Source organism: Lunatimonas lonarensis (genome assembly GCF_000390185.1).
Lineage (GTDB): Bacteria > Bacteroidota > Bacteroidia > Cytophagales > Cyclobacteriaceae > Lunatimonas > Lunatimonas lonarensis.
In genome coordinates this window covers 1-13,705 of sequence record NZ_AQHR01000107.1, presented here as the reverse complement: position 1 = coordinate 13,705, position 13,705 = coordinate 1, and the positions used below count along the sequence as shown (strand labels likewise).

The window sequence follows — 13,705 nt, the reverse complement described above, 5'->3', positions numbered from 1 at the left end:
ATTTGCGCGTTGCTTTCAGACCAATGAGCGGTGTTTTCGTATTTGGAGGGAGTGATGACCGGAGAGCAACATCACTAGATTTACCTATGGATTCAGACAAGCGGACAAAATATATCATGGTGGGCATCGTGGCGTTTTCCGTGCTATTTGCTTCCCTGTCCTTTTATTTCTATCAAGCTTTTTTTTCACCCAATACATTGGTTGAGGCCGATTCGCCGGTAAGTTTCTACATTTCGACCGGGGCGGATTTCAACCGGGTTCGGGACGACCTGATCGAGCAGGGCATTGTACAGGATCTGGTGACCTTTAGTTTCGTCGCCAAAGTAATGAACTATCAGGAACGGGTACTTCCGGGGCACTACCGCATCTCGCCCCGCCTCACCAACAGGGAGTTGGTGAGGCTGCTGCGTTCAGGAAACCAGACAGGCGTAAACGTAACCTTCAACAACGTGCGCCTGGATGTGGATTTGGCAGAGAAGATCACCCGCAACCTTGAGATGGATCAAGAGGACTTCCTCCGGCTTCTAAGAGATACCGTGACGATTGCACGATTTGGTTTCGAAAAGGAAACCATTCTTTCCGTTTTTATTCCCAATACCTATCAGGTTTTTTGGAACGTTACCCCTGAGGGCCTGTTTGATAGGATGTACCGGGAGTACGAAAAATTCTGGACGGCGGAACGCAGGGCCAAGGCGGCCGCACTGGGGCTAAGTCAGCAGCAGGTGTCTACGTTGGCCTCCATCGTGCAGGCCGAGACAGCAAAGGTAGATGAGAGGCCTCGGGTGGCCGGCGTTTACATCAACCGCCTCCGCATCAACATGCCCCTACAGGCAGACCCTACCCTGGTGTTTGCGATGGGGGACTTCGAAATCAAACGTGTGCTCAACGTGCATAAGGAGATAGAAAGTCCCTACAATACCTACAAGTACACCGGCCTCCCTCCGGGCCCTATCAACCTGCCGGAGATCTCCGCGTTGGACGCGGTGCTCAATCCCGAGTCGCACAACTACCTGTACTTCTGCGCCAAAGATGATTTCTCGGGCTATCACGCCTTTGCAACCAGTCTGAGTGAACACATGAACAATGCCCGCCGGTACCAGGCAGCTCTCAACCGTTCCAAAATCTTTAAGTAAGCCATACATGTATACATCCGAAACGACGCTGAGGGTCCGCTACGCAGAAACAGATCAAATGGGATATGTGTACTATGGGAACTACGCCATGTATTACGAGGTGGGAAGGGTTGAAGCAATGCGGAACATCGGCTTTTCGTACAGTCAGATGGAAGAGGACGGTATCATGATGCCTGTACTGGAAAACCACTCCCGATTTCTCTGGCCGGGAAGGTACGATGAAATGCTCACCATAAAGACCCACATCAAAGAAATGCCAGGTATGCGCATCCGTTTTCACTACGATGTATTCAATGAAGCGGGGAAGTTGATCAATCAGGGGGAGACATTGCTTACCTTCCTGCGAAAGGAAGATCACAAGCCCTGTAGGCCACCTAAGAATTTGTTGGAGTTGCTTAGGCCCTATTTCGGTTAAAATAACAACTGTGTTTCTTGCGTAAGCCTCTCCACGATATCGCCGTCAAGTTTCACCAACAGGCACTAAAGTTGCGCTCGGTGCATTTTGGGAACCCTGATCAGAATCTCTATGACGTCGGGAAAATTTTCTTGCGCCAGCTTCAAAAGGACGAGATCATCGAGCGGGCAAGTGCCATGGCATTCAATTTTACCATTGCGCTTTTTCCGTTGATCCTATTCCTGCTGAACGTGATTCCCTACGTGCAGTTTTTTATTGCAGAGGTGACTACCGAGAACATCCTTCTCTTTATGCAGGAGATCATGCCCATATCCATTTACCAAGAGGCCGAGGCTACGATTATGGATATTGTTAGCAAGCCCAGGCAGAGCTTGTTGTCCCTGGGCTTTTTTCTGGCGCTTTACCTGGCGACCAATGGGGTCATCTCGTTGATGAACGCATTTAACGCCGTCTATCGGACCAAAGAGAGCCGGGGCTTTTTTCAGACGAGGGCCATCGCGGTGAGTATCATCATGGTGTTGGTGCTAAGCGTGTGCGGGGCCGTATTGGTTATGATCGTGGGCAGTGGGATGTTGTATCGGCTCTCTACGTATGAAATCGTGAACAATACCATCTATTATTATTCGCTTTCTGCGCTCAAATTCCTAGTTCTCCTGTTACTTTTCCTAGTTGCCACCGCCTACATTTTTCGGTTTGCTCCGGTAGTGCATGACAAGTGGCGTTTTTTTTCGACCGGATCGATTATTGCCGCCCTGCTGATCAACCTGGGCTTCTATGCCTTCACCTTTTACCTGAACAACTTTGCCAGCTACAACAAACTCTACGGGTCGATCGGAACCATGATCGCGCTGATGCTTTGGTTGTGGATTACCTCCATCATCACCCTGATAGGCTTTGAAATCAACGTCAGTTTGGACAAGGCGGCCAACCGAAGGAGGCGAAAAAGCCAGGGAGGCTCACTTGCCGAGGCCGGTTAAGGGCGGGGGTTTCGTCAAAAATGGGTACCTTTGTCCCGAACAGGTAGGAGGGGATTGTCTGGAGGAGGGTGAGAATTATCGCGTCATTTGAAAAAGTTCCATGGAAAACAACAAGCGTATTTTTATTGCTACTACCCAGCCCTTTAGTGGGAAATCCGTGATCGCGCTGGGTCTGGTAGACATGCTGCTGGCTAAGGCGCAGCGCGTGGGTTATTTTAAGCCTATTATCAATCATCATCCGGATGTGAAGCGGGATCCCCATATTGACACCCTTATTCAGCATTTTAAGCTCCCGATCGATTACAGCGGTTCGTATGCGTACACCAAAGATGAGGCAAATCTGCTGATTGAGTCGGGCCACCAGGATGAAATCATCGATACCATCATCGAGCGCCAAAAGGCGGTGGAGACCAAGTATGACTTCACCGTCATTGAGGGCAGTGACTTTTTAGGGGAGGGAACAGCGTTTGAATTTGATGCCAACGTTACCATCGCCAAAAACCTGGGCGCTCCTGTGATCATAGTGTTGTCCGGCGAGGACAAAACGGTATCGCAAATCGTCAGCAATGCCCTGGTGACCTTGCGCAACTTTGTGGACCGGAGGGTAAAAGTGGTCGCGTTGGTTGTGAACAAGGTAGATGAAAGGGCCGTCACGGATGTCCGCACTGCCCTTCAGGCGCAGGTTGCCCCTTCTGTAATGCTAGCGGTGATTCCGAAGATTCAGGAGCTTAAAAGCCCGACCATGCAGGAGGTGAAGCGCTACTTGGACGCCCTCCTGCTTTTTGGAGACCGGTTTCTGGACAATCGGGTCGATCACTTTATCTTTGGGGCCATGCAGGTTCCCAACTTTCTCCAGCATATCAAACGCAATGTACTCATCGTCACCCCTGGAGATCGCTCCGATATCGTACTGGCTACACTGCAGGCAAATCTCTCCAAAAACTATCCCAAGATCGGCGGCATCGTGTTGACCGGAGGGTTTGAGCTGCCTGAATCGGTGCTCAAGCTTATCGAAGGTTCCGAGCATACCCTTCCGATCCTCGCCGTAAAGGAACCTTCGTTCTATGCGGCAACCAAGGTGGCCGGTATCCACTCCAAAATTATGCCCGACGACGTGGAAAAAATCCATCAGGCGGTCGGTACCTTCCGGAAATTCATTGATGTGGAAAGGCTGGAATCGGAAATTGCCTCCTTCAAGCCGGTGGGCGTGACCCCTCGTATGTTCCAATACCAACTGGTAAACCGCGCTAAGCAACGAAAGCGTCACATCGTGTTGCCGGAAGGTAAAGATGAGCGGATCCTTCGGGCAGCGGATCGGCTGGTGAAGCAGGACGTGGTCAACGTCACCCTGTTGGGAGATGTGGATGAGATTCTGGCAACGATCAACCGGCTGGGTCTAAGCCTGGACAGGCAAAATTGCCAGCTGATCAATCCGGTGGAGGCCGTTTACTTCGATGAATACGTAAACACGCTCTATGAACTGAGAAAGACAAAAAACATGACCATCAGCCTGGCCCGTGACCTGATGAGTGACGTGGCCTATTACGGCACCATGATGGTGTATAAAGGCCACGCCGACGGGATGGTTTCCGGTGCCATCCATACCACCGCCCATACCATACGGCCGGCACTGCAGATCATCAAGACCAAGCCCGGGATCTCCCTGGTTTCTTCCGTCTTTTTTATGTGCCTGCCAGACCGGGTCACCGTTTTTGGTGATTGTGCCATCAACATCAACCCTACCGCCGAGCAACTGGCTGAAATCGCCATCTCTTCGGTGGAGACCAGCGGGAAATTCGGTATTGAGGCGCGTGTGGCCATGCTGTCGTATTCCTCGGGGGCCTCTGGCACTGGAGATGACGTGGAGACGGTTCGCCGGGCCACCGCACTCGTGAAAGAAAAGCATCCGGAGATCAAAATCGAAGGCCCCATACAGTACGACGCGGCCGTAGACCCCGCTACAGGCCGGCAAAAAATGCCGGATTCTGAAGTGGCGGGCAATGCGTCGGTTCTGATTTTTCCCGACCTGAACACCGGTAACAATACCTATAAGGCAGTACAGCGGGAATCCGGTGCCATGGCCATTGGCCCCATTTTGCAGGGGCTAAATAAGCCGGTCAATGACCTCAGCAGAGGATGTACCGTAGACGACGTGTTCAATACCGTTGTCATCACTGCCATACAGGCGCAGGAATAAGGCCTGACCCTGCAAACCACTACCACTATGAAGATACTTGTGATAAATTCGGGAAGTTCGTCCCTCAAATACCAGCTTTTTGACATGCCGTCCGAGACGCCCCTGTGCGTGGGGCTGGTGGATCGGATCGGCCTGCAGAATTCGGTGCTCACACATAATGTGCAGCGGGATGGGCAGCAACTGGTGTTTCGGGTGGATGTACCCATTCCCGACCACAAAGCGGCCCTGCTGAAGGTCACCGACCTGCTGACCGATTCCGAAGCAGGGGTATTGGATCGATTGGACGAGGTAGCGGCGATCGGCCATCGGGTGGTTCACGGCGGAGAGGAGTTTTCTTCCACCACACTGGTTACCGCGGCCGTTCGGGCGTCTATCGAGGAGCTTATTTCCTTGGCACCTCTCCATAACCCGCCCAACCTGCTCGGCATCGAGGTGGCCCAAGATCTTTTTCCCAATGCCAGGCAAGTAGCTGTGTTTGATACCGCCTATCATCAGACCATGCCTGCAAGGGCTTACCGGTATGCTGTCCCAAGGGAGCTTTATCCCCAACAGGGCATTCGTGCCTACGGTTTTCACGGAACCTCCCATCAATATGTGACACAGCGGGCCATCTCGTATTTGGGCAGGCCCAAATCGAAACTTATCAGCATTCACCTCGGAAACGGTTGTAGCATCACCGCTGTTCAGGACGGGAAATCCGTAGACCACAGCATGGGACTGGGTCCCATGGGAGGGTTGGTCATGGGCACCCGATGCGGCGACATAGATCCTTCGGTGATTTTTCACCTGATACGGGAAAAGGGGTTTTCCGTTAAAGAGGTAAACGACCTGTTCAATAAAAAAAGTGGCCTTCTGGGGCTGTGCGGGTACAGCGATATGCGTGATGTAAAGAACGCCATTGCTGAGGGTAACGAGGAAGCCAAGCTTGCCTATGAGCTGTATGCATACCGGATCAAGAAATACATCGGCTCCTATGCCGCAGTGCTCAATGGCCTGGATGCGCTGATATTTACCGCAGGTGTTGGGGAAAACGACCCCGATATGCGGGAGGCCGTTTGTACATCGATGGACTTCCTCGGGATCCGGTTGGACAACGAAAAGAACCATGCCGCAGGGCAGGGAATCCGGGAAATCCAGGCCGATGCCTCCTCCGTGAAAATTCTGGTAGTCCCCACCAACGAGGAGTTGGAGATCGGGTTGCAGACCTATCACCTTGTGTCATCCGAGCAAGCAGCGGGGTAATAGCTGGATCCTGGGAAAAAAAGACACCCACCTACAGTCAGCTGCCGAGGTGGATGCTTATGTGCTGTCAGCGATCAGAAACCCAGCCCGACTGCCATGGCAGTAGCTTCAATGGCGAAGTCGGCAATTTTGGTTGCGTTTCCGGTAGAAAGGTCAATACCGTATACGCCGGTGCTGTTGTTTACTTTTAGCAGGGCAAAAGCCATGTTGGAGCTTCCGCCAATGTCGAATCCATTATCCGCTTCTATATCTATCCCCAGCTGACCCACCGGCTGCAGTACGCCATCGTTTGGTGGATCTTGGGTGTATAGCATGTTGCTCTCTGAGTCGATTACGTACAAGAGGGTCGAGGCTGTTCCCGGAAAATTGTTGGTATATGCTGCCGCAGTGGCCATGGGGGATCCGGGATTTAGATTGCCGTCAGTGGCAACCACGGTACCCAGAACGGGGTGCAGTCGCAGGTTCTGCCCAGAACCGCTGATAAGTCGTATCCGGTCTACCAGTGGGTTAAAGTCGAAGCCGAGGTAATATCCTTCTACGGTCGGCGAAAGGCCATCTCCAACCTCCATAACGGTTCCATTGGCCGTATTGACTACAAGCAACCGACTTTTGTTCGTGATGGCAAAGAGAGCTCCGTTAGCGGGACGGAAGTCCAGGCCAGCTATCCACTCACCCTCCATCAGGCCCGTAAGGTCTACGGGGTTCATAGTGGGCGCATTAGGGTTAAATCGGTACAGTTTGTTGTCTTTGCTGCTGGCGTAGGCTATCGGATTGGTTTTGAAGGCGATCCCGAGGATGGGAAGCGTGAATCTGCCCACCCATTGCGTTTGCCCAGAGGAGAGGGCGATACTATACAGTCTGGATTCTCCCTCGTGCAGGGTTACTGCCAGGGCGGCGTTGTTGTCGGGTGTAATGTCAAAGTTACCCATACCCATCAGGTCCATGCCCAGCGGGCCCACCTCTTCCAGGCCGCCTTCGTTGGGCGGGTTTTGGATATAGAGGGTGTTGGCTCTGAAATCAATGTCGTACAGGAGGGTCGAGGATGCGCCTGCCATGCTGTTGGTATAGGCGATGGCACCGATCTGGGGATTGTCCCCGCCCCTGATCATCCCGTCCGTTGCTATCACCTGACCGGTTTCGGGATGCAGGCGTAGATTTTGGCCGGAGGCGGTTACCAGTCTGATCCGGTCCACGGTGGGGTTAAAGTCGATGGAGGCATTTTCGCCCATGATAGCCGGGGAAAAGGCACCTTCACCGAGTGGGGTAGCCATGCCATTATTTTCGTTGATCAGGTAGAGGCGGCTACTGCTACCAAGTGCATAGAGCTGACCCGTGGCGGGTCGGTAGTCGATGCTGATGATCATCTCGCCACTGGGCAGTCCGCTAATGCTACGGATATCCATGGGGTCGTTCAGGTTTCGGGCCTGGTAATTGACCAGTCGGTTGTCATTGGTAAGTGCCGTGAACATCACCTCTGGCGCAGTTCCCATAAGTTCATCGGGGTTTTCTACAGGTGGCATCATATCATCGTTGCAGGATGAGAGGCCTATGCCTACCGCAAGGGCAAGCGGCAGCATGCTTTTTGAAAAGTGGAAAGTAATCATGATAGAAGTTTGTTTGGTTTGGGGCATGTACGAGCTGGTTTATGTAGTTGGATTTGGGTGGTGTATTAAAAAGCTGACTTTTTTCTTTCCCAGTAGGGCCCGCTGGTGCATTGTTCCTGAAAATCAATGCGCTGGGATGTGTTGGAAAAAAAGCCGTTGGGGCTAAAAAAAAATTACAGGTGCCGTCATTTGAAAAATCAAAGAATGGGATTACCTTTGCAATCCCAAAAGGATAGAAATGGTCTTTGGGATGTTCGACAGAACTAGAGGAGTGGCAGAGTGGTCGATCGCGGCGGTCTTGAAAACCGTTGAACCGAGAGGTTCCGGGGGTTCGAATCCCTCCTCCTCTGCAAAAGAAAAGCCTTTCCGCATAGCGGAAGGGCTTTTTGCGTTTATGAAGCCAAGCTCGCTTGAGCTTCGTAAAAAGCAAAAAGGGCCTAACGAACGGAGTGAGTAGGCTTTTGTTTTGCAACTCCCCCAAAACGGGATCGACGTAGTCAATCCCTCCTCCTCTGCAAGAGAAAAGCCTTTCCGCATAGCGGAGGGGCTTTTTGCGTTTTTGGCAGTCAGGTTTACTAGCGCAACCTGAAGTACAAAAGGGCCAATTGGAGGTAAGTGGGCAGTTTTTTTCTTTTTGCAATTCCTTCCTCTTCCTATTATCTTCCCAATTCTGTATCATCAATCAAACCTCAATTTTTCGGGACCTGGTCCCGGTAGGAATATTTTATGGCCATTAAAAAATCTGAATTATACAGCAGCCTTTGGGCTGGGGCTGATGCTCTTAGGGGAGGAATGGATGCTTCCCAGTACAAGGATTATGTACTGATTTTGCTTTTTCTGAAGTATGTCAGCGATAAGGCGGAAGCGGATCCTAATGCGCTGATTGAAGTGCCGAAAGGCTGCTCTTTCAAGGAGTTGGCAGAGCTGAAAGGAAACAAAGATATAGGGGAGAGAATCGATATCGCCATCGGTCAAATTGCCAAAGCCAATGACCTGCAAAATGTCATTGATGTGGTTTCCTTCAATGATGAAGAAAAACTGGGGAAGGGCAAGGAAATGGTGGATAGGCTGAGTGACCTGATTGCCATCTTTGAAAACAAGGCGTTGAATTTCAGCAAAAACAAAGCAGGAGGGGATGATATCCTAGGTGATGCTTACGAATACCTGATGCGGCACTTTGCCACGGAATCTGGAAAAGCAAAAGGACAATTTTACACACCTTCCGAGGTCAGTAGGGTGATGGCGATGGTCATAGGCATTAACAAAGATACCCAACGCAGCCAATCCTTCTATGACCCGACATCGGGATCGGGATCGCTGCTTTTGAAGGTGGCAGATGAATGTGAAGGTCCTGCTTCGCTTTTTGGTCAGGAGAAAGATGTGGCAACAGCCGCCTTGGCCAAGATGAACATGATCCTCCACAACAATCCCACAGCAGAAATCAAGAAAGGACAAAGTACCTTGTCCAATCCTTTGTTTCTGAACAATCAGGGCTTTTTGATGACCTTCGATTACGCCGTGGCCAATCCACCCTTTTCTGTCAAAAACTGGATACAGGGATTCAATCCTCAAGAAGATGAATATGGAAGGTTTACTGGATTTGGAATTCCTCCGGAAAAGAACGGGGATTATGCCTTTTTGCTACACATCATTGCTTCGCTGAAAAGCACTGGCAAGGGAGCAGTTATTCTTCCGCATGGGGTCTTGTTCCGGGGCAATGCAGAAGCTGAAATCCGTAAGAACATCATCAAAAAAGGCCTGATCAAAGGCATCATCGGTTTGCCTGCCAACCTGTTTTATGGCACAGGTATTCCCGCTTGCATCATTGTGATTGATAAGGAAGATGCAGAGGATCGCAAAGGAATCTTTATGATCGATGCCAGCAAGGGCTACATGAAAGATGGCAACAAGAACAGGCTGCGTTCACAGGATATCCATAAGATTGTGGATGTGTTCAACAAGCAACTGGAAGTGCCCAAGTACAGCAGGTTTGTCAGCCTAGAAGAGATTTCAGATCCAAAAAACGATTACAACCTGAATATTCCACGATACATTGACAGCCAAGAAGCAGAGGACATACAGGACATAGAAGCACATTTGTTGGGTGGTATTCCTGCCGGGGATGTGGAGGCGCTTGAAGCTTACTGGGAGGCTTATCCTAGTCTGAAAGATGCCTTGTTTGAGGCGGGAGACCGAGCAGGATATTATGAGTCTAAAGTTGTGAAAGAACATATCAAACAGGTGATTTTTGAGCATCCTGATTTCAAGGGATTTTCACAGCGCATGTATGAAGTGTTTGAAGCCTGGGCAACTGATGCCGTCCGTCTGCTGAAGGATCTGGAAAAGGGGTTCAATCCCAAGCAGGTGATTTTCCAGATTTCTGAGGATCTGTTGCAGGCCTATCATGGCAAGCCCTTGATCAGCAAATACGATGTGTACCAAAGCCTGATGGACTATTTCAGCGAAACCATGCAGGATGATCTGTACCTGATTGCAGAAGATGGTTGGATTGCCAAACCTTACCGGATCATCGAGAAAAACAAGAAGACAGGTAAGGAAACAGACAAAGGCTGGACCTGTGATCTGATTCCTCCATCGCTGATGATTGCAGAGTATTTTCAGACTGAAAAGGAAGCCTTGGAGGCCATGGAAGCAGAGAAGGAATCCATTGCAGCACAACTGTTAGAACTGGAAGAAGAACACAGTGGAGAAGATGGTATTTTTGCAGATTTTGACAAGGTAAACAAAGCATCGGTCAGCAAGCGCTTGAAAGAACTTTCCAAGGAGGTTCCTGTAGCTACAAACATGGCTGCTGAACCCCAAGCACTGTATGGAGAGACAGCCATTCTTGACCAATACCTGGAATGGACAGAGCAACAAAGCAGGCTGAATGCACGGATCAAAAAGGCCGCTGAAGAGCTGGACAAAAAAGCCCTTGCCCAATACCAGCGTTTAAATACGGATGATGTCAAAAGGATTGTGGTGGAGGCCAAGTGGATGGCAGCCATGACTACGGCCATTGAGGGGGAGATGGAACGTATCTCCCAGTGCTTGACGGGACGTATCAAAGAACTGATGGAGCGCTATGAAACTCCACTACCGCAAATCGATAAAGAATTGGAAGTGTTGGAAGCAAGGGTACAAGAGCATTTAAAGAAAATGGGGTTTGTATGGACATAGAAAGCAGTCAAAAAAAGCTTTACCTTGACATTTGCAAATTAGTCGAGGATGCAAGGAATTATGTAGCCATAACTTCTAATAAGACATTAACGCTTCTATATTGGCAGATAGGAGAGCGTATTAACTCCAATCTGCTTGAAGGGCAGCGGGCTTCTTACGGTAGAGGAATTGTGTCGGAGCTGGCGACAAAATTGCAAGAACAGTTTGGAAGCCGTGGATTTCAGGAGCGTAATATCAGAAGAATGATGCAATTCGCTGATCTTTTCAAAGAATACTCCTTTGTGTCGGAGGCGGCGACATATTTAAGTTGGTCTCACTTTATTGAGCTCTTGAGTGTTAATGATGCTTTGCAAAGGGAGTTTTATGTGCAAATGGCCATTCAAGATAGATGGAGTACCAAAATGCTCCGGTCAAAAATTGACGGAATGTTGTTCGAGCGGACCGCTATCAGTTCAAAACCCCAAGATTTGATAAAAAATGAATTACTCAATATGAGGTCAGGGAAGCAATTTTCCCCGGATCTGGTATTTAAAAGTCCATATTTTCTCGACTTCACAGGGCTAAAGGGTACTTACAGTGAAAAAAGTTTGGAAGACAATCTTCTAATGTTTCTTGAACAGTTTCTTTTGGAGCTTGGTGGAGGATTCAGTTTTGTGGAGCGCCAAAAGAGAATGATCATCGATAATGAAGATTATTACTTGGATTTGTTGTTCTATCACAGGAAGCTCAAGCGTCTAATCGCCATCGAGTTAAAGTTAGGGAGGTTTAAAGTCGCCCACAAAGCGCAGATGGAATTGTATTTAAGGTGGCTTGAGAAGTATGAAATGCAAGAGGGAGAAAACAGCCCTTTAGGTTTGATTTTATGTGCAGAAGGTGGACATGAAAAAATAGAATTATTGCAACTGGAAAAATCAGGCATCAAGGTGGCAGAGTACCTTACCGAGTTGCCATCCAAAGAGCTTCTGATACAAAAAATCCACAAAGAGTTAGAATTAAGGAAAAATCTAATTGAAAATAAACAACAAGATGATTCTGAACTGTAATTTTAATTTTATGGTGATTTTTGAGTATGAGCCTTGAGGTCGCAAAATGCGACCTTAAAACCTTAAGGTTCCAATTTGGCACCTTAAAACCCTTAACTATTCCAAAGTTCAGAACTTTGGAATAGTTATCTTGAGGTCACAATTTGTGACCTGTTTGGGAGTAAAATGGCGGTTTCTTATTTGGTATGTAGTAATCAGTTATAGAAGACTTTTATGGAGCTGGTAAAAGAAAATATTGAGAATAAAATATTCACTATCAGGGGTGTTCAAGTCATGCTGGACGCTGATTTGGCTGAAATGTATCAAGTGGAAACCAAAGTTTTAAATCAAGCTGTAAAGAGAAACATTGATAGATTTCCCGAGTCATTCAGATTTCAACTGACGAATGAAGAGGCTTGGGAGGTTAAATTAAGTTCAATGGTTTCAAGTTCAAGGTCACAAATTGTGACCTTGAAGACTAAACGAGGTCATAACATAAAATATTTGCCCTATGCCTTCACCGAACAAGGAGTGGCCATGCTTTCTGCCGTGCTGCGCAGTGAGATCGCTGTCAAAGTCAGTATCCAAATCATGCAGGCGTTTGTCGCCATGCGCAAGACCTTGGGTAATCTGCATGGGGTGATCCAACGACTGGAAGGAGTGGAGTTGAGGCAGCTGCAAACAGACAGTAAACTGGAACAGATTTTCCAAGCTTTGGAAAAAGACAGCAAACCTACACAGGGCATTTTCTTTGAAGGACAGTTGTTTGATGCCCATGTTTTTGCCTCAGATTTGGTCAAAAAGGCCAAGAAATCCATTCTCCTTTTGGATAACTATGTAGATGAAACAACCCTGCTATTGCTTAGCAAGCGGAAGAAGGGTGTCAGCTGTATCATATACACACGCATCAAGCCAGTCTTGCAAAAGGACTTGGAGAAGCACAACAAACAATACGACCCCATCACCTTGATAGAAAATAAGGGCAGCCATGATCGCTTTCTGATCCTGGATGATCAGGAACTGTATCATATCGGAGCATCCCTGAAAGACCTTGGACATAAATGTTTCGCTTTTTCGAGAATGGACGATCTTTTGGAAACCATCAAACTCAATTTACTGAATGATTGAGAAAGAAGTTGAAAATTGGAAATCACAAATTGTGATTTTCAGTAAAGACAAACTAAATCATTGATATGGAAACAAAGAACATACAAGGCTACAAGCAGACAGAAGTAGGGCTGATTCCTGAGGAGTGGGAGGTTTTATCTATTGATAAGATTTTTGATTTCTATTCTACTTCAAATTATTCAAAAGCTGAAATGACTTTAGAAGGAGAGATTGGCTGTATTCATTATGGGTTGATTCACGCAATTACAAAGACAAGTTACAATCTGCAAAAAGGAATAAAATTTTTTATAAAGCCAGAGCAAGCCAAGTATGCAGAAATAAAAGATGGAGATGTTGTAATGGTAGATGCCTCAGAAGATATGGAGGGAGTCAATAAGTCCATAGAGGTGTTTGGTGTAAATGATAAAAGGTTTATTGCTGGTCTTCATACTTACTTGCTAAGAGACACCAATTTAAGACTTGCAAATAATTTTAGAGGTGCAATTCTTAATTCAAGTTTAATAAAAAATCAGTTTAATAGACTAGCAGTTGGAATGAAGGTTTTTGGAGTCTCAAAACCTCAGCTTAAAACTGTTTTAATACCTGTCCCCCCTTTCCCCGAACAAACCGCCATCGCCTCCGCCTTATCGGATATGGATGCCCTGATTGCCCAAACCGAGAAGCTGATCGAAAAAAAGAAAGCCATCAAACAAGGGGTGATGCAGGAGTTGTTGAAGCCTAAAGAGGGGTGGGTGACGAGGAAGTTGGGGGAGGTTTTGAAAATTAGTACTACTTTACGGAGTTAAAAATTTTGGCCAATAAGGCAAA

Annotated in this window: 10 protein-coding genes and 1 tRNA gene; 10 read left to right on the top strand and 1 reads right to left on the bottom strand. The window is 48.2% G+C overall.

All coding sequences use genetic code 11. The annotated features are described in order from the left end of the window. Positions 1 to 86 precede the first annotated feature (86 nt). The 5 genes from mltG to ADIS_RS18315 all read left to right on the top strand — a co-directional run bounded on the left by mltG (position 87) and on the right by ADIS_RS18315 (position 5,964). Positions 87 to 1,133 carry an endolytic transglycosylase MltG gene (mltG, locus tag ADIS_RS18335; protein WP_035806920.1) on the top strand — a complete coding sequence of 349 codons (1,047 nt, stop codon included), beginning with the start codon at positions 87 to 89 and terminating at the stop codon, positions 1,131 to 1,133. A 7-nt stretch (positions 1,134 to 1,140) separates the two neighbouring features. Further along, positions 1,141 to 1,548, top strand: a complete 408-nt coding sequence (locus tag ADIS_RS18330; protein WP_035806918.1) for an acyl-CoA thioesterase — start codon at positions 1,141 to 1,143, stop codon at positions 1,546 to 1,548. A gap of 17 nt (positions 1,549 to 1,565) precedes the next feature. Then, the gene (locus ADIS_RS18325) at positions 1,566 to 2,525 is read left to right on the top strand and encodes a YihY/virulence factor BrkB family protein (protein ID WP_010856177.1); all 960 of its coding nucleotides are present in this window, start codon (positions 1,566 to 1,568) and stop codon (positions 2,523 to 2,525) included. A gap of 100 nt (positions 2,526 to 2,625) precedes the next feature. Next, positions 2,626 to 4,722, top strand: coding sequence for a phosphate acetyltransferase (pta, locus tag ADIS_RS18320; RefSeq protein WP_010856176.1), 2,097 nt, complete (start codon positions 2,626 to 2,628; stop codon positions 4,720 to 4,722). Positions 4,723 to 4,749: 27 nt separating this feature from the next. Beyond that, positions 4,750 to 5,964: an acetate/propionate family kinase gene (locus ADIS_RS18315; RefSeq protein ID WP_010856175.1), complete on the top strand. Its 1,215-nt coding sequence runs from the start codon at positions 4,750 to 4,752 to the stop codon at positions 5,962 to 5,964. Between the two features lie 74 nt (positions 5,965 to 6,038). Here the strand turns inward: ADIS_RS18315 and ADIS_RS18310 are convergent, their stop codons facing one another. Further along, positions 6,039 to 7,568: a DUF4394 domain-containing protein gene (locus ADIS_RS18310; RefSeq protein WP_035806917.1), complete on the bottom strand. Its 1,530-nt coding sequence runs from the start codon at positions 7,566 to 7,568 to the stop codon at positions 6,039 to 6,041. Positions 7,569 to 7,833: 265 nt separating this feature from the next. Between ADIS_RS18310 and ADIS_RS18305 the strand changes: the two genes are divergently transcribed. From ADIS_RS18305 to ADIS_RS18280, 5 genes are all read left to right on the top strand, one after another. Further along, a tRNA-Ser gene (locus ADIS_RS18305) sits at positions 7,834 to 7,918 on the top strand. Positions 7,919 to 8,294: 376 nt separating this feature from the next. Then, positions 8,295 to 10,748 carry a type I restriction-modification system subunit M gene (locus ADIS_RS18295; protein WP_010856173.1) on the top strand — a complete coding sequence of 818 codons (2,454 nt, stop codon included), beginning with the start codon at positions 8,295 to 8,297 and terminating at the stop codon, positions 10,746 to 10,748. Then, positions 10,739 to 11,791, top strand: a complete 1,053-nt coding sequence (locus ADIS_RS18290) for a PDDEXK nuclease domain-containing protein (protein ID WP_010856172.1) — start codon at positions 10,739 to 10,741, stop codon at positions 11,789 to 11,791. Before ADIS_RS18295 ends, ADIS_RS18290 begins: the two co-directional genes overlap by 10 nt. A 213-nt stretch (positions 11,792 to 12,004) precedes the next feature. Further along, the gene (locus tag ADIS_RS18285; protein WP_010856171.1) at positions 12,005 to 12,898 is read left to right on the top strand and encodes an ORF6N domain-containing protein; all 894 of its coding nucleotides are present in this window, start codon (positions 12,005 to 12,007) and stop codon (positions 12,896 to 12,898) included. A gap of 65 nt (positions 12,899 to 12,963) precedes the next feature. Next, on the top strand, positions 12,964 to 13,683 hold the full coding sequence (locus ADIS_RS18280; RefSeq protein ID WP_010856170.1) for a restriction endonuclease subunit S: 720 nt from the start codon (positions 12,964 to 12,966) through the stop codon (positions 13,681 to 13,683). Positions 13,684 to 13,705: the final 22 nt, after the last annotated feature.